Raw genomic sequence first — 21,839 nt, forward strand, 5'->3', positions numbered from 1 at the left:
ACACCTTGCAGCACGGGACGCTTTTTTACTTATTTGCCTTGCAGAGTGAAGGAGAATGCGTACGTCTTGTTCGCTTGCAGCAAATATTGCGGATGCGGCATCGCGCCCCAGCTGTCATCCCCGCCTACGCCCATTTGCTTGTAGTTGATTCGTACAACCGTCTTATCGCTGGCAGGCAGCTTATAAACATGGTCATGCGCTTCCAGCTCAAACGGCGTATATGGCAGCACGTTCAGTTCAAACGAAGGTGCGCCGGTGATATGGAGCGCCGCTCCGGAGCCGTTGCCGATTGCTGCACGGCGTACGCCCATCTTGTTGCCGCACTCTTGCGGACGCAGATAGGGAACGAATTGCTCGGACGGCGTGCCTTGGTACAAGCCGAGCTTCGCGCTGCCTTGGCGATCCCAATACGATTCATGCGGCCCTTTGCCATACCACTCCAGGTTCTCGAAGGAGCCGTCCATAACGAGCATCATGCCGATTTCCGGAATTTCCGGAAGGCCCTCTCCCGGCGCCAGCTGCTGCAGCACTTGAATCGCACCGTTGCCCAGGACCGTGTACGTAACGGAGCAAGCCGATTCCACTGTCGTCGGAAGCAGATACTCCGCATGCACGATTACGCGGTCGGCCAGCGCCTCATAACGGAGCGCGCGCAGCACGCGATCTTCGCCGGCACTCCGCCAAGTCGCGCAACGTTCGTGATGCTTGTTGCCGCGATCATTGTCGGTGTATGCGCGCCAGAAGTTAGGCGCAAGCGCGCTCTTCAGCAGCTCCGCTCCACCAACCTTGTAGGATACGAGGCTGCCGGTTGTTTGATCGAAGCCGGCAGAGAAACCGGCCCCTTTTACCTCCAACACATCACCGGACTCTTTCACTTCCACAGCAGCACCGCTGCTCTCCGCGCGTACAGGACCCGCAAAGGCCGGCTTCGAAGCGGCAAGGACGAATTGCTCGAACGCCACTTCATGACCGGCGGCGGCCCATTCTGCAGCCGCTGTCGTGACGAAGCTGATCGTTAGCACAGCTTCCCCTGCTTGATCCTCACGAGCCGGCAACGCAAGTGTAATCTCCCCAGCTTCGCCCGGCGCCACGGATACGGTCAGGCTGCCTTCAGCTGAACGTACACCATCAACTGCAACCGACCACTGCAACGAATAGGCATCCAAATTCGTGAACAAGTTCTTGTTCTGAATCCGGTACAGACCTTGATTGCCGTCCACTTCGGTAATATCAATATTTTGGTAGCATTTCTTCACTTCCATCAGTTTAGGCGAGATGGAACGATCCGCGAAAATCAACCCGTTTCCGCAGAAATTGCCGTCATGCGGCTGTTCTCCGAAGTCGCCGCCATAAGCCATATAGGAGACGCCGTCTTCGCCGGTCGTCCAGATCGCTTGATCAACCCAGTCCCAAATAAATCCGCCTTGCAGCACCGGATGCTTGTCGAACAACTCCGTGTAAATATGCAAGCCGCCGCAGGAGTTGCCCATGGCATGGCTGTATTCGCATAGGATATAAGGCTTCTTCGGACGGTGATCGTGAGCATACTCAGCCAGCTTGTGCGGCTTCGCGTACATGAAGCTCTCCATATCCGTCGCATCTGCCGATTCTCTCCACATTGTTACGCCTTCATAATGAACCAGACGCGACGGATCTGCTTCGCGAAGGAAATCATGCATTTTGACAAAGTTGTCGCCGCCGAAAGATTCGTTCCCGAGCGACCAAATGACGATGGACGGATGGTTCTTATCCCGCTGCATCATGGAGTTGGCCCGATCCAGCACATTCGCTGTCCATGCCGGGTTACTAGCCGGCACGTTGTGCGGCAGCAGCTCCATTTGATCGTATGCCCAGCTGCCGTGCGTTTCAAGATTCGTCTCGTCGATGACGTACAACCCATACTGATTGCACAGCTCATACCAAAGCGGATGGTTCGGATAATGCGAAGTGCGGACCGCATTGATATTATGAGTTTTCATCAATTTGACGTCCGTAATCATATCCTCCAGCCCCAGCGCACGGCCGGTATGACAGGAGAATTCATGACGATTGGTTCCTTTAAACACGATGCGCTGTCCGTTAATGAGCATGAGCCCATTTTTGATTTCAAACTTACGGAAGCCCGTTTGCGTGCTGATCGTCTCAAGTTGCTTCTGCTCGGCATCCTTCAGGCTGATGACAAGCGTGTATAGGTTCGGCTGTTCTGCGCTCCACTTGAGCGGATCGGTTACTTGTACGGAGGCTTCGATCTCGACTTCCGCTTCGCTGCTGCCAAGCGTTGTGGTTACGACGATAGGCTGTGCCAGAACCGGCTGCCGCTTGCTGTCATACAATTGCGCTTCGACCGTTACCGTCCCGAGATCCGCTTCCCAGTAGTTCATGATGGTTGCTTTCAGTTTCAGCTCGGCATCGCGGTACGCATCGTCAAGCTCTGTCGTGACGAAGAAGTCGTAGATATGCGCTTTCGGCGTCGTATACAAATATACTTCACGGAAAATACCGCTCATCCGCCAGAAATCCTGATCCTCCAGCCAGCTGGCATCGCACCACCGATACACTTCGACGGCCAGCTTGTTGTCCCCCGCACGCAGATAAGGCGTAAGATCGAACTCAGCGGGCGTAAACGTATCCTCGCTGTAACCGACCAACTCACCGTTCACCCAGACGTAGAAAGCCGATTCTACACCTTGGAAGCTGATAAATACAGGCTGGCCCTGCCATTCGTCAGGAACCGTAAAGCTGCGTACATAGGAGCCGACAGGATTATATTTGGTCGGTGCAAAAGGGGGCTTCAGGTCCGGCTCCGATACTTCCCACGGGTAACGAATATTCGTATATTGCGGGTAATCGTAGCCTTGCAGCTGCCAATGTCCCGGTACTGCGATTTCGTCCCAGCTGCTCACGTCGTAGTTCTCTTCGTAGAAGTTGGCGATTCGCTTCTCGGGCGTTTCGGCGAAAGCGAATTTCCACTTGCCGTTCAGCGATAAGCTGCTGCGAGAGGCATGGCGATCGCCGTTCAGTGCCTCTTCTATAGAATCGAAGGGCATCAGAGTAGCATGCGCCTTCATTCGGTTCAGTTCAAAAATTTCGGGATTATTGTTCCATTCGGGGTAACCATTAGCCGGCGGTGTATAGGTAAACTTCGTTTTCAACGCGAGCACCTCTTTCTAGTAGTAGACATCTATAAGGCTACTTTATCGGAGTTGAACTCCTATCGTAAATATAATAAATAGGACGGGGAGGATATAAAAAAGAGGAGCGCTGACGAGAAGGCCTCCCCTCTCACCTGCGTACTCCTCTTGTGAGCTACTCAAATCGCAATGCTTCAATCGGTCTAAGATTAGATGCTTTGTTCGCCGGGAACAGGCCGAACACCACACCGATGAAGACCGAGAATCCGAATGCCAGGCCGATAATCGGCAGCGACAAGACGACCGTCATGCTCATCGCCTTGGATAACAGCTGCGAGGCTCCGACGCCGATCCCCACACCCAGCAGACCGCCCAGACCGCTTAAGGCGATGGCCTCGATCAGGAACTGAGTCAGGATATCCTTTTTCTTCGCGCCAATCGCTTTGCGAATGCCGATTTCCCGCGTCCGTTCGGTGACGGACACGAGCATAATATTCATGATGCCGATGCCGCCAACGAGCAGGGAAATGGCTGCAACGCCGCCAAGCGCGAGCGACAGCGTATCCGAAATGCTGCTGAAGGAATCAAGCAGATCCTGCTGGTTGAAGACGCGGAAGCTGTCCGTATCCCCGCGGAACTTCTTCGTCAGCGCCGTCTCCAGCTCCGTCACGACTGCATCCATTTTGTCCGCATCCGCCACTTGCACGTTGATCGTCTTGACCCCTTTGGACTTAAACAACCTCTCCGCCGTTGTAATCGGGATTACGACAACCTCATCGTTGGAGCCTGTCAGCGAGCTCCCTTTGGAAGCCAGCACGCCAACCACTTTGTACCTGACCCCGTTGATCAGAAACGTTTGCCCGACCGCGTTCGTCGTACCGAACAGATCCGTCGCCGTCGTTGATCCGAGCACCGCGATTTTCTGATAATAATCGAGGTCGATCTGGGCTACGAACCGCCCTGCCGCTACTTGATACTCCTTCACGTCCAGGTAGTCTTCCGTCGTGCCTACTACGCTGACTGACGTGCTCTCGCTTCCGTTCTTAACGGTAGCGTTCGACTGATTAATCGGAGCGGCGAATGCAATGTCGTCCTTCGCCGTAATCTCTTCCGCTTCCGTATAATCCACGGTCGTCTTGGAGCCGCGCCCCGTAATATTGACCGTGAGCAGGTTGGTGCCTAAGCTCTCCACCTGATCGGTGACCTGCTTCGTGGTCCCTTGGCCGACACCGACCAAGGCAATAACGGCCGCTACCCCGATAATGATGCCCAGCATCGTGAGCAGCGATCTCATTTTATTGGATAGGATGCTTTTAGCCGCCATTTTGAAGGCTTGACTGACGTTCACGTCTCTCACCGCCTTCTTCGCTGATTTGACCATCCTGAATGCGAACAACCCGCCGCGCTTGCTGCGAAATCGCCGTATCATGCGTAATGAGGACAATGGTATGTCCTTGCTTGTTCAATTCCTTCATCAGCCCCATAACCTCGACCCCCGTGCGGGTATCAAGTGCTCCGGTCGGCTCATCGGCCAGAAGAATCGGCGGGTTGCCGGCCAATGCTCTTGCAATGGCTACGCGCTGCTGCTGTCCGCCGGACAGCTCGCTTGGCTTATGCTTGACGCGCTCTTCGAGTCCCACCTTGGTAAGCGCCTCGATGGCCTGCTCCTTGCGCTGCTTGGCCGGAATGCCTCGGTAGATAAGCGGAAGCTCCACATTTTCAAGCGCCGACAGCTTATTGAGCAAATTGAAGCCTTGAAAAATAAATCCGATCTTGCTGTTGCGAATTTCAGCGAGCCTGTTCTCCCGAAGCCGGCTCACTTCCTCGCCATCCAGCCAATACTTGCCTTCGGTCGGCGCATCCAGACAGCCGATGACGTTCATCAGCGTCGACTTGCCGGAGCCCGATGGTCCGATGATGGCGATAAAATCGCCATCATCGACCTTCAGCGAAATATCGCTGAGTGCGTGGACGGTTTCACCGCCCATTTTGTACAGTTTGGACAAGTTCTCGATATGAATGAGTGGCTCGCGTTTGGCTTCCATTAGCGTGATCCTCCGCCACCGCCGGTGCCTCCGCCGCCTCCGCCAAAGCCGCCGCCTCCACCGCCGCCTGCTGCGCGTTCGACTCGAACACCGCCTCCGCCGAAGCCGCCTCCGCCGCCAAAACCACCGAAGCCGCCGGCAGCACCGCCGAAGCCTGCTTGCGCTCCGCTCGTACCAGTTGAAGCTACAACTGTCGGCACGACGACTTTGTCGCCTTCTTTAAGTCCGGACAAAACCTCGATGAAGTCTTCATTATGAATGCCGACTTCAATCATTGTTGGAATACCGTTACCGAAGCGGCTGCTTGCGCCGTTTCTGCCGCCTGCGCGACCGGCGAACTGACCTCCGCCTGCTCCTGTCTGGCCGCTGAATTGGCCTCTGCCTTGGCCTTCGCCTCTGGATTGACCTTGGCCCTGCGTTTGCTGACCGGCGCCGGAGCCTGCTTTATCCGTCGTCGCGTCTGTTTTGCCATCGCTTGGAGGGGTTTGCCCGCCTGCAGCGCCGGTACTTGCCGTTTGCGTTCCGGCCGGGAGCATAACCATGTAACGTTTGCCTAACGATTGAACGGCATCAATCGGCAGCATCAGCGTATTTTCTTTCTTCTCGATCTCGATGCTGGCTTCCGCGGACATGCCGCTTTTGAGATTTTGCGCTTTATCCAAGGCAACTGTAACGTCAAATGATGCTACTCCGTTGCTTGCCGTACCTTCGTCCGCGATTTTGACCACCTTGCCTGTGAAGGTCTGATCAGCCAATGCTTCAACGGATATTGTTGCGCTTTGGCCTGCTTTTACCTTGGCAATATCGAGCTCGTCAATGCCAACCACCATTTGCAAAGAGGCATAATTTGCGATGGTTAGCACTTCAGTCGAAGGATTCAAAGAGTCCCCTGCGGCAATCGATAACGTTGTAACTGTGCCATCGATTGGCGCTGTAATGGCGCTTCCTTCTTGGTCATCCACCAAATCGGCAATCGATGTTCTGGATTGCTCGATCGCCAGCTGCTGTTTCTTCAAGCTCAGTTTAATGTTGGAAATGTCGCCTTCCTCTGTCGCTGTTTTCAGCTTGGACTGCGTATCCTCCAAGTCTAGCAGCTTGCTTTCGAGGTTAAGCTTTTCCGATTTGATTTTGTCGGAGTTGTCGACGCCTTCGATTGTAAGCAATACATCGCCTTTCTTGACGATGTCGCCCTCTTTCACGTTAACTTTCTCGACCGTACCTTGCTCGGACGCTTTGACCGTTTGTTTGTCGAGCGGGGCCAAGCTGCCGGTTCCACTCACATGGACCTCAATAGTGCCTTTAACTACCTGGGTCGTAGATTGCACCTGTGCCAACGGCTCCTCCTTCGTTCCCATTTTCATATAAACCACAACTGCGGCCGCAACTAGCAGCACACCGATTCCGAGCAGCCACCATTTTCTCATTGCCCGTTTCCTGCCTTTCCTTGGGTTCCCGGATTGAACCGTAGCGTAATATACTGCGCCGTCTTGTTATCGGAGGACAGCCATACGGTAAGGATGTCGCCTTCTTTGAGATCAGTGGCTTTAAGCGCATTCGTAGTCATGCCATCTTGACCGCGGCTCATCGTTACGATCTCCGTATCGGCATCCACCGCTACCGCTGTCTGCGCATCTTCAAATTTCATTTGATCCATGAAGCCTGCGCCACCAAATCGGCCGCCTTGGCGCTTGCCTCCTTGTGCGCCGTCTGCGCCGGCATCACCTAGAGGGGCATCAGCTGGGGGCGCATCGCTTTGCGGTGCGTTGCCGTTGCCGGCTGGGGGAGTTTCGCCCTCGGCTGCCGTGCCGTTGCCTTTTCGGCCTTCGCCGGATTGGGCTTGCCCGTCCCGATTCGGACGTTGGCCACCGCCGCCTCCGAACCCGCCACCGCCGCGCGGCATATCCGCCGGAGATAACGTTGATTTCTGCACGATAATCGCATCGCCCGACACCTTCACCACTTTAGCCAAAAAGTCCGCCGTCCGATCCGGCTGATTCACACCGCCGCCATTAAACCCGCCGACAGCCGCTTGTCCGTTATTAGTCGGCTGCTGCTCGTCGTTTTGCGCGCCGCATCCCGTCAGCATCGCCGTCAGCAGCATTGCTGCGGCCATTAATTTCAAACTGGAACGATCCATAAGGTTAGGATTCCACCTCTCTATTTGTTCTCCGCTATTCACAATAGCACCCATAAATGAAGTCCATGTGAAGAGACATGAACTGGTGGCGGCGCGGTGGGGGAGGGTTTCCAGACTCTCGGTCATGGCTGGCGTGCGCGAAATCGGTTGGTTTGGTTGCTGAGAGTTCTATATTGAAACTTTCAGCTTCTTTTTCGAACGTTTTTGCTGTTGAGAGTCCGGTTTTCGAACTCTCAGCCTCCAGCGAGCACGGCATTCGGCTAGTTTGGTTGCTGAGAGACGGATTTGACGACTCTCAGCTTGTTTTTGCAGCGTTTTTGCCGCTGAGAGTCGGGTTTTCCAACTCTCGAGAATGGAGCGAATCTGTGGGATTGGGATACTGTTAGCGGAGTAAGGCTAGCATGAAATTGAAGGTTTATGAGGTGCAAGGTGCCGGACGTAAGATAACTAGGGTTACGCAGGTTTGCGATAGGTAAGGCTGTTGCCAAAGTTACGCAGGTTTGTGGTCGGTGTGGATGTTTGCTGAGTTTGCAGTGTTGGTAGGTGTGGATGTGGGTGTGGGTGTGGGTGTGGGTGTGGGTGTGGGTGTGGGTGTGGGTGTGGGTGTGGGTGTGGGTGTGGGTGTGGGTGTGGGTGTCGGTGTCGGTGTGGGTGTCGGTGTCGGTGCGGGTGCGGGTCCGGTCAGTGCAGTCGGTGCGGATATTTGCTGTGGTTGCAGTGTTGGTGGGGGAAGTGAGGGTAGTCGGTGCGGTCGAGGCGATTGGTGCTGCGGAGGATACAAAAAAAACCGGACAGGATTTCCCCCTGTCCGGCCGCTTATTAAATAGAGATAACCGAATATTCCGGTCTTGCTTTGTTGAAGTTCGGGTTCTCGCCGCATACCATGAGGCCCATGCCCCAGTTGATATGCTCTTGTTTGGATGGGAAGTCTGTTGCGCTGCGGTATTGGAACAGTACGTTGCGGCGAGTGCGCTCGCTGCGGTTCGCCGGTGAGCCGTGGATCGTCAAGTAGTTGAAGAACAGCACGTCGCCTGCTTCTGCCACACATGGCACACCATCGGATACCGGATATTCCTTCGCATTCAGGTAATGTCTGCCCATGTGAGGCAGTTCGCCCCATTTGTGCGAGCCCGGCATAACGTGCAAGCAGCCATTTTCCAAGTCTGCATCGTCCAGGTGGACGCTTGCAGCCAGCATCGTGTGCTGCTCATGCGGGAAGTACGGGTGATCTTGGTGCATTGGGAACGCGGCACCGTTCTCAGGCGGCTTAACCAGCATTTTGGAATGGTGCAGCTGCACGTTTGGTCCAATGATTTGCGACAGCACATCGGTCATGTTCGGGTGCGACAAAGCGCGAAGGAAGGAAGCATCATGGTAATGTACATCATGGAAGCCTTTCAGAACGAGCTTCTTCAATTCTTCGGCCGGCAGGAAGTCGCCTTGCCACTGCGCATTGTGGTCCATATTCGCTCTTGCTGCGCGATCGATAATCCCGTCAACCGCTTTACGCATCTGTACGATTTCCTCTTTGTTGAATACGCCTTTCACTAGCAAATAACCATTTTCTTTGTAAAATTCTACATCCTGAGCTGTTATCATGCTACAATCCTCCTAAGAATGAATTCGCTTTCCTATGACCTTATTGTAGTAGAATCAAGGGGTTTCGGTCTTTAGCCGTTGAAGCCAGCTTTTTGTCTTTTCACGCCATTCAATATCAACCATGTATGGGAGGGCCTGTTTGTCATGTATCTGTGGGAAGAAAGCGACACTTGGCTGAATCAATACGCCTTGCGGCTTAAAACAGCCGAAGCGACATTTACCGTTCATTACTGGGGCGTGCACGAGCGCCATACTTCCAATTTTCTGCATAAGCATTCCTTCTTCGAAATTTGCTATGTGCTCGGCGGTAAAGGCTCCTATCTCGACGACGGCATCACCTACCCGCTGCAAATGGGGACGATGTTCTGCTCCCGCCCCGGCATCACGCACTTCATCCAAGGGGAGCCGGAGAACAGCCTGCTCTTCGTCGCCTTCGAGCTCGACGAGAAAGGAAGCTCCGAGGCGATACGCGATGCTTTCCAAGCGCTGGCGGAAACGGAAACCTGCGTCGTCCAAAACACCGACGATATGCCTGCCGCCGAGCTGTGGCGGTCGCTGCTGAGACGCTCCGGAGATTCGCCCTCTTTGCCGGATTCCGTGCTCCCTCAGCTCGCGGCGTCGCTTCTGCTTGCCTTGCCCGGCGTATTCTGCAAGCCGTTAATGCAGCCCAATTTGCCGGCCATGCCGCGCCGAAGCTCTACAGCACTGCTGAAGCAGGCGAAGCTCTTCATCACAGATAACTTAAACGATGACGAGCTGTCGCTCGATAAGGTCGCAGCCCAGATCAATCTATCGCCGCGCCACCTGTCCCGCCTGTTCTCTTCCGGCGTCAACGAATCCTACACCAATTACGTCCGCCAGCAGCGCGTTCGCCGAGCAGCCGAGCTGTTACGCTACTCCGAGCTGACGATCAAGGAAATCGCGGAACGGACCGGCTTCGGCTCTGTCCATTATTTCACGCGTACCTTCCACTCGCTCATGCATGTAACGCCGGCCAAGTTCCGCGACGATTCACGCTCCCATGACTAAAGAAGGCTAGCCGAACCCAATCGTCCGGCTAGCCTATAATCAAGCATCGCCACCCTATGGCCAGCGATGTTTATCTTTATAATCCTTCGGCGTCACGCCGACCATTTTCTTAAACAGCTTATTGAAATAAACCGGATCGCTGTAGCCGACGAGATGCGAAATCTCGTAATTTTTCAAATGCGGATGATCGGCCAGGAATTGCTTCGCCTTCTCCATGCGGAGCTGAATCAAATAGTCCGTAATCGTCATCGACGTCTTATGCTTGAACAGCCTGCTGATGTAGCTCGCATTCATCCCAATGCTGTCAGCCAGCCGCTCCAGCTCGAAGTTCTTATCATATTCCCGGTCCAGAATATCCTTCATCTGCTCGATGATATAATGGTCGCTTTCCAGCTGCGCGCCGTCTTCCACCGAAACCTCGCTCACAGCGCCCTTCTCCAAGCGGATTTTGCCGAGCAAGTCGAACAACGCACTCTTGTCCACCGGCTTCAGCAAATAGTCTCTCACCCCAAACCGCAGGGCGGACCGCGCATATTCGAAATCGCTGAAGCCGCTCAGAATAATGAGGGTGATGTTCTTATATTTCTCCCGCACAAGCTCGCTCAGCTTCAGCCCGTCCATCATCGGCATCTTAATATCCGTAATGAGCACATCCGGTTCTTGGCTCCCATGCCCAAGCAGGAAATTCCACGCCTCCTGACCGTTGCTGAAAGAACCGATCACATCATGCGTTTCATCGCTCTTCGAAATGATTTTCTCGAGGCCAAGACGGATGAACTGCTCGTCGTCCACGATCATGATTTTCATGTCTTTTCCTCACCGCCCAAGCGAAAGTAGCCTTATTTTACCGCACCGCTCGTCACGCCGGCAAAAATATATTTCTGCAGGAACAAGTACAGCAGCGAAGTCGGAATCATGATGATGATGATGGCTGCCGAGATGCTCTGCCAATCCCCGCTGTTCACGCCGAAGAATCGCATCAATGAGGTCGATACAACGACCAACTCAGGCGTCGGCATATATAAGAATGGCGTGTAAATATCGTTATAAATGCTGATCGTCTTCAGAATCACGATCGTCGCCGTTGCAGGTGCAAGCAGCGGGAAAATAATCGTCGTATAGATTTTGAACAGTGACGCGCCTTCGATCATCGCACTTTCATCCAGCTCATACGGCACATTGCGAATGAACTGCAGATAAATGTAGATTTGCAAAATATCAGCGCCAATATAGATCAGCATCGGCCCCATCAGGTTGTTCGTCAGATGAAGCGATTGAATCGTCTTGAAGTTGACGACCTGCGTCGTAATCGAAGGGATGACCGTCGCCATCAGAAACAGACCGACGAGGAATCCTTTGAACCTGAACGTGAACCGCCCAACCGCGTAACAGAACGCCGAGCCGAGCACGATATTCAGGATCAGCGTTACCGCAACAATAACCAGTGTATTGCCAAAAGCCTTCGTCATATTCGCCTGCTGGAACGCATGCACGAAATTGCCGAAATGGAAGAACGAATCCGGCAAGGACATCGTCGACTTCGTTTGGAACTCTTCCTTCGTCTTGAAGGCATTCACGATAATGACATAAGGCGGGAATACGATCATGAAAGCCGCGAACAGCAGCGTCAAATATTTCACAGCGGATGCAATCGGATTATGCGTGCGCATGCCCTAGTCCCCTCCTTTGCTGAAGAGCAGACGTTGAATCGATAACACAAGCACTACTATTAATAAAAGCACGACGCTCATCGCCGATGCCAAGCCGTAATTATTGAATTGGAATGCCGTTGCAATGATTTTGAATACGTAAGTCTCGCTCGCGCCTGCCGGTCCGCCGTTCGTCAGCACAAACGGAAGGTCAAACACTTCAAGTGCGCCGGTGACGGTTAGGAACAGGTTAAGCTCGATGATTTTATATATATTAGGCAAGGTAATGAACAGAAATTGTTTCCACGAGTTCGCCCCGTCGATTTGCGCCGCTTCGTACAGATCCGATGGAATCGACTGCAGCGCCGCCAAATAGATGACCATGTTGAAGCCCATAAACCGCCAGAAGCCGATCGAAGCCAGCGTGTAGTTGACGAAGGATTCGCTGCCGAGCCAGCTGGTTTCGCCATCCAGGCCAATCGCAGCAAGCAGCGTATTAAGCGAGCCTTGCGTCGTGTCAAACACATAACCAAACAGGTATGCCACCGCCACGCCGTTTAGGATATATGGTAAAAAGAGCAGCAGTCTGAAGAAATACCGTCCCTTCAGCTTGCCGTTCAAGACGATTGCAAAGTAAATGGCCGCGATGTTCTGCACGATCCCTACAGCGAAATAGGCAAAATTGTGCTTGAACACGCCGAAGATATCCGGGTCGGTGAATACTTCCTTGTAATTGTCCCAGCCGATCCATTCTTTATCCGGGCTCAGCCCATCCCAGCTCGTGAAGCTAAGGTGGAACAGCTCTAAGGTCGGATAATAGGAGAAGGTCAGGAGCAGCAGCAGAGGTATGATCGTGAAAGATGTAATGATGATGATGCGCTGTTTCTTAAAAGAGAGGTTGCTTAGCATGATGCGATCATTCCTTTCCGCATTTCACCTTAGGCGGACGGCCCCGACCTGCGAGAGCCGCTCCGCCCAGGCAAAATCGCCCTGGCTTATCGATTATTTCACGATTTGTTTCTTCGCTTTCGCCCACTCTGCATTCACTTTATCCAGAACAGCCTGCGGGTTTTTGGAGAGAACAAACTCTTGAAGAACCGCGTCTTGATCGATTTGAGCTTTATTCAAAATTTGCGTCGCTGCGTCGTCGCCCGCTACAGCTTCGAAATAAGTCGGGTTGTACGTGTTGAATTCTGCCAGCTGGGCAAGCTTCGGTTGTTTGTCCTTCAATGTCGGAATGAAACCTGCGAACTCATCGTAGCCGGACTCCTCGATCATCCATTGCACGAACGCTTTGGCTGCTTCCACGTTGCCGTCTTTATTGACGCCATAGAACCAATCCGGGTTAAGAGGTGCTTTCGCTTGACCGGAGTTGTCGGCAGGGAATGGGAAGAAACCTACATCTTCCGCCGGTGCGCCGGCATCGATAACTTGGTTAATGACCCAGTTGCCAAGCAGGTACATCGCGAAGTTGCCTTGGGCTACATCCTTCTTGGACTGCTCCCAGTTCGTGGAGTTTACGTCCTTCTCGAGGAACCCTTTCTCCTTCAGCTCGCGGATAATGATCCACGATTTGCCGTATACGTTATCCATTGTGAATGGCGTGTCGGTGTCTTTACGTTTGTTCTGGTGATCTGCGGCTCCGCCGATAATGGTCGGCACATCGCCGGACCAAGCGCCAAGCGGCCATTTATCCTTGAAGTTCGATGCGAGCGGCACGATGCCGGCATCCTTCAGCTTCTGGCAGGCTGCCAGGAATTCATCGTAGGTTTTCGGAACGGCCGTAACGCCTGCTTTCTCGAAAGCTTTCTTGTTGTACACAATCCCCACCGTGCTGTTACCGGAGGAAATACCGTATGATTTGCCTTCGAAGGATTTGAAGTCTTTGAAGTAGATGTCGCCGGAGAACTTGATATCATCCAGCGGTGCAAAATATTTCGGGTAATCGGAGTTTGGAATCAATCCGCCGAGCAGCACGACATCCGGGTAAGTACCGGAAGCGATGCGAATTTTCTCGTTTTTCTCATAGTCGGTAATGGCTTCGAATTGCAGGTCTACGCCGGGATACTTCGCTTCGAACCGTTTCTCGTAATCGGTGTACTCCTTGTCTACCATATCTGTACGGTTCGTTAGGAACACGACTTTGCCGTTCAGTTCCTTCGTGTCTCCGCCTTCTGTCGCTGCAGCGTTGTCCGTGGTTGCATCGTTTGTAGCCGCTGCGTTATTCGTAGTGTCTGCGTTTGCCGTGTCCGTTGCCGCATTGGCGTTCGTGTTTGCGCTTTCATTATTGCTGCCGCAAGCAGCCAGCGAAGTGACGAGAAGAAGTGAAATCATCGTGTAGGAAATCGTTTTTTTCATTTGTTGTTCCCCCTGTTTCGGTTATGATATCGCTTACATGTGTAACTATAAGCCAATCGCGAAGGGGGGAAAATGGTTTCAATTGTGATTTGTAGTCTTCAATTGACTTTATGGCCGGCGCCTATAATGTCTATTGACTGCACTCCATAGTATTTGTTTTACTGGAGCAATGAAGCAGGAACTATTTGGCTGCGAACCAAAAAGGAGACTGAGACGGCGTGCAGAAGTCGACGAACTACTATGGCGGAATGACCTGGGGCTGGACCGGAATTAGAGGAACTTGGAAGACCGAGCAGGCGGAACGCTCGATGGAGCTGATGAAAGAAGGGCTGGCTCTTAACTGGACGGCAATCACCTTCGCGGCGCTGCAAGCACATCCGCAGGCAACGGAAATTAAGTACGGGGACGCGCCTACTGTGACGGATGAGGAAGTACGCTGGGCCATTGAGAAAGCAAAATCGCTTGGTCTACAGGTCTGTCTAAAGCCGGTCGTCAATTGCGCGAACGGCACTTGGCGCGCGCATATTAACTTCTTCGATGTGGATGTCCCGTGCGAGCCGAAGTGGTCGGAATGGTTCGCTTCGTATACCCGCTTCATGCTCCATTACGCGCAGATCGCGGAAGAAACCGGCTGCGAGATGCTCTGCATCGGATGCGAAATGGTGCAAACGGATCGGCGGGCCGCGGAGTGGCGCGCTTTGATCGCCGAGGTAAGACGTGTCTACTCCGGCGTCATTACCTACAACTGCGACAAATACCAGGAGAACCAAGTGAGCTGGTGGGATGCGGTGGACGTTATTTCGTCCAGCGGCTATTATCCGATCGACACTTGGGAGGAGCAGCTTGACCGGATCGAAGCTGTCGTGAAGCAGCACGGCAAGCCGTTTATGTTCATGGAAGCAGGCTGCCCAAGCCGCGAGGGTTCGCAGCATCTGCCGAACGATTGGGGATTGCCGGGCGAAGCCAGCGAGGATGTTCAAGCGCGGTATTACGAAGCCATGTTCAGCCATTGCGACAAGCGGGACTGGGTAGAGGGCTTCATGCTGTGGGATTGGCCGGCCAAGCTGTACAAGCCGGAGGACGCTGCGGCTAACAAGGACTACTGTATGTACGGCAAGAAAGCCGAAGCTATCGTTCGAAACTACTATAACGCGAAGACGGTTATTTATAGCTGATAGAAAAGGACCTCGCCTGCGGGGTCCCTTTTGCCTTTTGTCGCTCCATCAGCCATTCGTGCACAGCCTGATCGTATCCTTCCACGTTACTGCGATACGCCGGACATCTTCCTCGGCCAAGCCGGTGCCGATCTGGATGACCATATATTCGAGCCGCGTAATCGCCAGAACGGCATGTTTCGCGCCTGCGGGAATTTGCAGCACGTTGCCGGAACGAATCGGAGCTTGCACGCCCTCCAATATGAACGTTCCCGTTCCGGAGAGAATGACCCACGTTTCCTGTCTGCTCGCGTGAAGGTGGTAGCTTGTATGCTTCCCGGGCAGCATGTCGATCTTCTTCGTTAACGTTTCCGAAGCGGCATCTGCCTCGGAATGATCCAGGATGTGGTAGGTCCCCCAGCGTTTCTCCCCGGACCTCGGCTGCTCCGAACCGCTCAGCAGCTGTTTGATCTGATTGGATTTCCCTTTATCGGCCACAAGAATGCCGTCCGTGCTCGCCGCTACAATAACATTCGAAACGCCGATGACATGAATCGGGCAGTCCAGCTCATTCACGATATGCGATTGCATGCAATCGCCCGTCAGTTCTCCAAGGCCGATGACGCTCCCGCCAAAATAGTCCGGAAATACCCGCCAGTCCCCAAGATCCTTCCAGCCTTTGTCATACGGAATGACCACCGCTTGCGCCGTTTTCTCCGCAACCTCCACATCGAAGCTAGCTTCCGGAAGCTGCTCGTAGCAGCTCAGCAGATCTTCGTACCCGGTAGGCAGCCCTTTGTTCGTCAAGCAAGCAAGCATGAAGGATAACGGAAACGCGAAAACGCCGCAGTTCCACATGGCATTGCTGTCGATCAGGCCGGCGGCAACCTCTTCATCCGGCTTTTCCACGAACCTGGCTATGGAGAGAAACTCGCTTGAGCTTGCGTCCTCCGCAGCGCCGTCGACCGGATGCGGAACGATATAGCCATATTGGCTGGAGGGATGGCTGGGCGTCGTTCCGAGCAGCGCCAAATTCGTGCCCGACTGCGACAGGACATCCGGAAACTTCATGAGCAGTTTGAAGAATGCCGACTCGACATAAATATCCGCCGGCATCACGCAGATCGTTTCGCTCGGCACAACCTGAAGCTTGTCATGCAGATAGGCGGCTGCCAACGCGACGGCCGTGAAGGTTCCTCTTCTATAGGGCTCGGCAATAAAAGACAGCTTGTCGCCCACTTGATTGGCCGTAATTTCCGCTTGGTTCTCATGCGCGACAATCGTGGTAGCCGAAAGCAATCCCGCTTCTTCCAATTGGCCGCATACCCGCTGAATCATCGATTGTTTGCCGCCGTTTCCGCTCTCGTCCGGGAGGAGCTTCAGAAAGAGCTTAGACCGGACTCCGTTCGATAACGGCCACAGCCGCTTCCCTGAACCTCCGCTGAGCAGTATAACTCGCAAGTCCATCCCCCCTCGAACATCCAATGAAGCCCGCGCGAGGCGAGCCTTATTTCCGCTTTCGAATCACCCTCTCTATGGCTTGCTTCAGCATGCGGCCCGACCGATCCCACGACAGTCTTCGCGCGTCCATTCTCCCCTGCCGGCCTTTCTGCCTGCACAGCTTAGGGTTCTTATAAGCGGCTCTCATCTGCTTCCTTAAACCCGGACATATCGACCTCGGCCCAGCGCTGTCCCTTCTCCGAGAACAAATGGCGAAAGGTACGCGAGATGGATGAAGCACGCCTCATGCTGTTGACGGGAGCCCCCAGCTTATAAGGGACAAGAAAGGCATCTTCGCGTACCCGCTTGTTCCACGCGATAGAGGCGGCCGACCTCTTCTCGATGCTTCGACGGTGACGCGGACGCCTCGTCTTCTTAATGGCCGGACATACTCCTGTTCGCAATGCCAAGACCGGAAGCCTTCTTGACGGGTCCGCGCCAAACGACGCTATAACGCGTCATTGCTTTCGTGTCCTGCGCGAATAGCCTTTGCGCTTATGAAACGAGACCGACCGGAACTTGCCGGCGAGCGACCTGGTCCGCTGCGGCGACAGCTGGGTCACGCTCATATTCAAGCCTTTGTTCAGCGCCTTTCTGATTCCGACGCCGCCCGGATTTCGGGAGTAGAGATAGTTGCCGTAGGTTTCGAATTCCGAGAAGGCAAACTGCTTTGTTTTGTCCATGCTTCTTAAGATCGCTCTATACCAGCTTGTGCCGTGCTTCGCCGCAATCGTTCGCTTCATCTGGCGCAGCTTCGATTTCTCGAACAGCATGTAGTGGGTGACGAAGGATGCCGGCCGAGGCGCCTTCCTCCCCATGAGCTTGCTATAGGTGCGAAAATATTCCGGCTGGCTCCAGCTTCGGCAGTAGAACAGCGTTTTGCCGCCTGACCGGAACACATGCGGACGAATGAGCACGGTATCCGCATCGATGACGAGAAAATGACTCGACGAGCAGACCTTGTCGCCGCCCAGCTTCAAGAGCTGCTGGAACATCCAGCCCGAACGCTCCCATTTCTTGGAGCGGTAGTTGATATGCTTCTTCGTAATCGGCAGCACGCGGTTCTCGTTGACGAACCTGCAGCCCTTGCGCCTGCACAGCGCTTTAATGCGTCTGCTGTTCGGCGACACGATGTTAATCCGGCCGATCGGATGCTTTACCTGTTTTCGGACGGCATTAATGACATAGGGGAGCGTAACGAGATCCTTCTCGATCGCCGGGATTAACACATCTATTTTCACCTTGCTGCTTCTGATCCGCATGAGGCTTGGCATCGCTTCAACTCCCGTTAGCAGTAATGTGATCATGATATGCAGTCAAGGGAGCGAGAAACAGGGCTTACGCCTCAGCAGGGTTAAACCAACAAAAAAACTGACCATGCGAGTTTGCACTCCACATGGCCAGTCTTCGGATGAATCGTTAAATCGAGAATCCGTTGCGATCGCCATCCGGCGGCCGCCTCGCAAGTACGCGATTTAATATCGTGTTCTCATAGTGGGTAAATCCGCTGTCCTTCTCGCGCGGGCGCGCCAAGGCGATAGGGACATCCTGGGCAATGGTGCCGTTCTCCACGAGCACCACTCGATCGGCGAGGGCGACGGCCTCACTGACGTCGTGCGTCACGAGAACGGCAGTGAACCGCCTTTCCCTCCACAGTCGTTCTATCAATTGCTGCATCTCGATTCGAGTAAGCGCATCGAGCGCACCGAGCGGCTCATCGAGCAGCAGCAGACTCGGGTCTCCGACGAGCGCCCTGGCCAGCGAAACGCGCTGCTTCTGACCGCCTGACAACACGGACGGCCACTCCTTCGCACGATCCGCGAGTCCAACGAGCTCAAGGGCATCCAAGGCTTTGCCTCGGTCGCCGCCCGGCACGCCGATCCGAACGTTATCGAGCACGGATTTCCAAGGCAGCAAGCGAGCGTCTTGGAACATGACGCGCACATCCGAGCTTAGTCCGGACGTTGTTTTGCCGCCAAACGTTACCGAGCCTTGCGATGCGGCTTCCAATCCGGCAAGCAGCCGCAGCAGCGTGCTCTTGCCGCAGCCGCTTCTGCCTACTACGGCTAAGAACTGCCCGGATGGGATGGCTAATTCCAAATCCCGCAGAACGGCGAGATCGCCGAAGCGAACGCCGGCATTCCGAACGTCCACTTGAAGACCGCGAGGCGCCTCATGCACGACAAGCGGCGTCTTCTCTTCGGGTTCCGTGCTTATTTTCCTGGACGGAAGTGCGAATGCCATTTCAGCCAGCTCCTTTCCATAAGCTTTGCCAGCCAATCCGAGAGCTTGCCTAACAAAGCATAGATGACGATGCTGAGCACGACGACATCCATCTGGAAAAATTCACGGGCATTCATGGCCATATAGCCAATGCCGCTGTTCGAGGATATCGTTTCGGATACGATCAGCGTAATCCACATAATGCCGAGCGCGAATCGAAGGCCTACCAGGATAGACGGCAGCGAACCCGGAAAAATAATCGTACGGAAAAGGGAATACCCTCTTAAACCGTAGGTCCGGCCCATTTCAATTAAGCCGGGATCGATAGACCGTATGCCGTGGAGCGTATTCAGATATATCGGAAAAGCCACGCCCAGCGCGACCAGAAAAATTTTGCCTTGTTCGCCAATGCCAAACCAAGCGATGATGAGCGGAATAAGAGATAAGTGCGGGATTGTACGGATCATTTGGATGCTGGAATCCGTCAGCTTCTCCGATAGCGGAAGCAAGCCGTTTAGAATCGCCAGTATAAAACCGATGCCGCCCCCAATGGCGAAACCGATAAGCGCACGCCGTGTACTGTCCCCGATATAGATGAACAAATCCCCGCTTCGCACGAGCTTAGCGCCTGCCTCAATGACGGATACCGGCGTCGGCAAGATGCGGGAGGATATCCAGCCCACACTGCCAAGCCACTGCCACAGCACCACGATCAGAAGCGGAATAGCCCATTCAAGTCCTACGGATAGCGTTCTGGTTTTCCACTTGTTATCTGCTGGACTTTTCATTTGCTCCCCCTCCTAGCTCACCGGCGCGCGTTCCGACGGCTTGATCGAGTTCGCGATAAGTTCGCCGAACGGACTGGTCGATGTCGGGCCTTGCACCGTTGCTGCTCGATTTAAGGGTAGGAGCGGGAATACCAGATCCGCGAATTGATACGCTTCTTCGAGATGCGGATACCCCGATAGGATGAAAGTATCAATGCCGAGATTGGCGTACTCTTGCATCAGTGCCGCCACTTCAGCGGGGCTGCCTACCAGCGCTGTTCCAGCTCCGCCGCGGACAAGGCCTACGCCTGCCCAGAGGTTCGGATAGATTTCAAGGTGGCTTCGATCTCCGCCATGAAGACGCGTCATTCGCTGCTGCCCTTCCGAATCATAACGGGCAAATACCTTCTTCGCAGCGGCTATCGCTTCATCATCAACCTTGCTGATCAAGCGATCGGCTTCTCTCCAAGCCTCCTCTGACGTTTCACGAACGATGACATGAAGGCGAATGCCAAAACGAACCTCACGGCCACGCTCAGCGGCCAATTGCCGAACGCGATCAATCTTCTCGGCTACTTCTTGCGGGGGCTCGCCCCAAGTCAGATAGACGTCGATGTGGTCTGCTGCAACCTCCTGAGCAGCCGGCGACGATCCGCCGAAATAGAGCGGCGGATAAGGCTTTTGCACCGGCGGATACAGAACTTTGCCGCCTTCCACTTTCAAGTGAGTGCCTTCGTAATCAACGGTTTCTCCCGCGAGCTCTCTGCGCCACACGTCCAGAAATTCGGAAGTCAGATCGTAGCGTTCATCGTGTCCGAGGAATAAACCGTCTGCCGCCAGCTCTACCGGGTCTCCTCCGGTCACGACGTTGACGAGCAGTCTCCCGCCGGAAAGTCGATCGAACGTGGCTGCCATTCTGGCCGATAAGGTCGGTGACATCAAGCCCGGTCTCAGCGCGACGAGAAATTTCAATTTCTCCGTAACCGAGATGAGCGAAGAAGCCACCACCCATGCATCCTCGCAGGAACTTCCTGTCGGCAGCAGTACGCCGCCATAGCCCAGACGATCCGCTGCTTGCGCGATTTGCCTCATATAAGTCGCATCAACGGCGCGCGCTCCTTCGGCAGAACCCAGATAACGCCCGTCTCCATGTGTCGGAATAAACCAGAATACTTCCATTTCAATCACCCTTTCATCTACATTCGAATGTTCGATTATTTCAATGTGGCATCCTTGACGGTAATTTCTTTCGGGATCAACTGCAGGTCGAAGAAGGTATCCGCAATCTTCTGCTGTGCTTCAATAATGGCATCATCGATTGGCAGAACGCCGTAATCCCTGCGAGCCGATGCAAGCTCAAGCGATGGAATGTCGATGCCCAGCTGCGGTGACAGAAGCGCCGCCACTTCCTTCTGGTTGGCTTTGGACCACTCGTCAACCTTGTTCAGCTCGTCGATGAACGAATCGATAGCCGGTTTATTCGCTTCCGCGAATGTACGCGAAGCCAGATAGAATTCGATATTCGATACGAGTCCTTCTCCATCGGTAAGCAGCTTCGCTCCGGTTGCCGTCTGAGCCGCGGCCAGGAACGGATCCCAGATGACCCATGCATCTACGCTTCCATTCTCAAAAGCTACTCGGGCATCGCCCGGCTTCAAGAAAACCGTCGTAATATCTTTGTAGTCGACGCCGGCTTTCTCCAGTGCTTTGACAAGCAGATAGTGAACGTTGGAGCCTTTGTTCAGGGCAATCTTCTTGCCTTTCAGATCGGCAAGTGTCGCGATCTTGGAATCCTTAGGCACGATAATTCCCTCGCTCTTAGGGCTAACAGGTTCATGCGATAAATAGACGAGCGGCGTGTCGGCTGCCTGCGCGAAGATCGGCGGCGCTTCCCCGGTATGCCCGATGTCGATGCTGCCAACATTGAGCGCTTCAAGCAATTGCGGCCCGCCCGGGAACTCCGTCCACGTCACTTTATAGCCTTCGGATTCAAATCGTTTCTCTAGCGTTCCTTTGGCTTTGAGAATATTAACCGTGCCGTATTTCTGATAGCCGATCCGAATTTCTTTGGATGCTTTAGGAGTATCCGTTGTCGTCTCAGCCGACGTTGTCGTGGATTTGTTCCCCTCCGCAGCCCCGTTGGAATTGTTGTTGCCGCATGCAGATAGGATAAGGACGAAGCTTAGAAGTGAGATCGCGAGCAGCGTGATGGCTCGAATCGATTTAAAAGTTGATGTTGTCATCTTT

19 protein-coding genes are annotated in these 21,839 nt (G+C 54.0%); 2 read left to right on the top strand and 17 right to left on the bottom strand.

From position 1 onward, the window contains the following. Positions 1–29 precede the first annotated feature (29 nt). The 6 genes from lacZ to I8J30_RS07960 form a co-directional block, all read right to left on the bottom strand. Positions 30–3,152 (bottom strand): beta-galactosidase, LacZ type, encoded by a 3,123-nt coding sequence (lacZ, locus tag I8J30_RS07935; RefSeq protein WP_210656973.1) that lies wholly within the window; start codon positions 3,150–3,152, stop codon positions 30–32. Between the two features lie 154 nt (positions 3,153–3,306). Beyond that, positions 3,307–4,479 (bottom strand): ABC transporter permease, encoded by a 1,173-nt coding sequence (locus tag I8J30_RS07940; protein ID WP_091222043.1) that lies wholly within the window; start codon positions 4,477–4,479, stop codon positions 3,307–3,309. Continuing rightward, positions 4,445–5,176, bottom strand: coding sequence for an ABC transporter ATP-binding protein (locus tag I8J30_RS07945; protein WP_210656975.1), 732 nt, complete (start codon positions 5,174–5,176; stop codon positions 4,445–4,447). Before I8J30_RS07945 ends, I8J30_RS07940 begins: the two co-directional genes overlap by 35 nt. Continuing rightward, a complete protein-coding gene (locus I8J30_RS33595) occupies positions 5,176–6,600 on the bottom strand; it encodes an efflux RND transporter periplasmic adaptor subunit (protein WP_210656977.1) in 1,425 nt (474 codons plus the stop codon). Before I8J30_RS33595 ends, I8J30_RS07945 begins: the two co-directional genes overlap by 1 nt. Continuing rightward, positions 6,597–7,313, bottom strand: coding sequence for a hypothetical protein (locus tag I8J30_RS07955; protein ID WP_210656979.1), 717 nt, complete (start codon positions 7,311–7,313; stop codon positions 6,597–6,599). Before I8J30_RS07955 ends, I8J30_RS33595 begins: the two co-directional genes overlap by 4 nt. An 819-nt stretch (positions 7,314–8,132) precedes the next feature. After that, entirely contained in the window at positions 8,133–8,912 is a 780-nt protein-coding gene (locus tag I8J30_RS07960) for a phytanoyl-CoA dioxygenase family protein (RefSeq protein WP_091222056.1), read from the bottom strand. Between the two features lie 144 nt (positions 8,913–9,056). Between I8J30_RS07960 and I8J30_RS07965 the strand changes: the two genes are divergently transcribed. Then, entirely contained in the window at positions 9,057–9,941 is an 885-nt protein-coding gene (locus tag I8J30_RS07965) for an AraC family transcriptional regulator (protein WP_210656981.1), read from the top strand. A 54-nt stretch (positions 9,942–9,995) separates the two neighbouring features. Here I8J30_RS07965 and I8J30_RS07970 read toward each other — a convergent pair whose 3' ends face one another. The 4 genes from I8J30_RS07970 to I8J30_RS07985 all read right to left on the bottom strand — a co-directional run bounded on the left by I8J30_RS07970 (position 9,996) and on the right by I8J30_RS07985 (position 13,948). After that, complete coding sequence (locus I8J30_RS07970) at positions 9,996–10,748, bottom strand: response regulator transcription factor (RefSeq protein ID WP_210656983.1); 753 nt, start codon at positions 10,746–10,748, stop codon at positions 9,996–9,998. Between the two features lie 32 nt (positions 10,749–10,780). Beyond that, on the bottom strand, positions 10,781–11,611 hold the full coding sequence (locus I8J30_RS07975) for a carbohydrate ABC transporter permease (RefSeq protein ID WP_210656984.1): 831 nt from the start codon (positions 11,609–11,611) through the stop codon (positions 10,781–10,783). A 3-nt stretch (positions 11,612–11,614) separates the two neighbouring features. Beyond that, positions 11,615–12,499 carry a carbohydrate ABC transporter permease gene (locus I8J30_RS07980; protein WP_210656986.1) on the bottom strand — a complete coding sequence of 295 codons (885 nt, stop codon included), beginning with the start codon at positions 12,497–12,499 and terminating at the stop codon, positions 11,615–11,617. 93 nt (positions 12,500–12,592) lie between these two features. Then, on the bottom strand, positions 12,593–13,948 hold the full coding sequence (locus I8J30_RS07985) for an ABC transporter substrate-binding protein (RefSeq protein WP_210656988.1): 1,356 nt from the start codon (positions 13,946–13,948) through the stop codon (positions 12,593–12,595). A 248-nt stretch (positions 13,949–14,196) separates the two neighbouring features. Between I8J30_RS07985 and I8J30_RS07990 the strand changes: the two genes are divergently transcribed. Then, the gene (locus tag I8J30_RS07990) at positions 14,197–15,123 is read left to right on the top strand and encodes a glycoside hydrolase family 113 (protein ID WP_210657571.1); all 927 of its coding nucleotides are present in this window, start codon (positions 14,197–14,199) and stop codon (positions 15,121–15,123) included. Between the two features lie 48 nt (positions 15,124–15,171). On the opposite strand, the gene I8J30_RS07995 is transcribed toward I8J30_RS07990, so the two are convergent. From I8J30_RS07995 to I8J30_RS08025, 7 genes are all read right to left on the bottom strand, one after another. Continuing rightward, positions 15,172–16,563, bottom strand: a complete 1,392-nt coding sequence (locus I8J30_RS07995) for a sugar phosphate nucleotidyltransferase (RefSeq protein WP_210656990.1) — start codon at positions 16,561–16,563, stop codon at positions 15,172–15,174. 170 nt (positions 16,564–16,733) lie between these two features. Continuing rightward, positions 16,734–17,012: a hypothetical protein gene (locus I8J30_RS08000; protein WP_210656992.1), complete on the bottom strand. Its 279-nt coding sequence runs from the start codon at positions 17,010–17,012 to the stop codon at positions 16,734–16,736. Positions 17,013–17,060: 48 nt separating this feature from the next. Next, entirely contained in the window at positions 17,061–17,876 is an 816-nt protein-coding gene (locus tag I8J30_RS08005) for a DUF6492 family protein (protein ID WP_210656994.1), read from the bottom strand. 145 nt (positions 17,877–18,021) lie between these two features. Further along, complete coding sequence (locus I8J30_RS08010) at positions 18,022–18,846, bottom strand: ATP-binding cassette domain-containing protein (protein ID WP_210656996.1); 825 nt, start codon at positions 18,844–18,846, stop codon at positions 18,022–18,024. After that, positions 18,816–19,613: an ABC transporter permease subunit gene (locus tag I8J30_RS08015; RefSeq protein ID WP_210656998.1), complete on the bottom strand. Its 798-nt coding sequence runs from the start codon at positions 19,611–19,613 to the stop codon at positions 18,816–18,818. Before I8J30_RS08015 ends, I8J30_RS08010 begins: the two co-directional genes overlap by 31 nt. 12 nt (positions 19,614–19,625) lie before the next feature. Beyond that, the gene (ssuD, locus tag I8J30_RS08020; RefSeq protein WP_210657000.1) at positions 19,626–20,771 is read right to left on the bottom strand and encodes an FMNH2-dependent alkanesulfonate monooxygenase; all 1,146 of its coding nucleotides are present in this window, start codon (positions 20,769–20,771) and stop codon (positions 19,626–19,628) included. Between the two features lie 35 nt (positions 20,772–20,806). Continuing rightward, the gene (locus I8J30_RS08025) at positions 20,807–21,835 is read right to left on the bottom strand and encodes a sulfonate ABC transporter substrate-binding protein (RefSeq protein ID WP_210657002.1); all 1,029 of its coding nucleotides are present in this window, start codon (positions 21,833–21,835) and stop codon (positions 20,807–20,809) included. Positions 21,836–21,839: the final 4 nt, after the last annotated feature.

Origin of the sequence: Paenibacillus lignilyticus, from assembly GCF_017942085.1 — a bacterium.
Classification (GTDB): Bacteria; Bacillota; Bacilli; order Paenibacillales; family Paenibacillaceae; genus Paenibacillus_Z; species Paenibacillus_Z lignilyticus.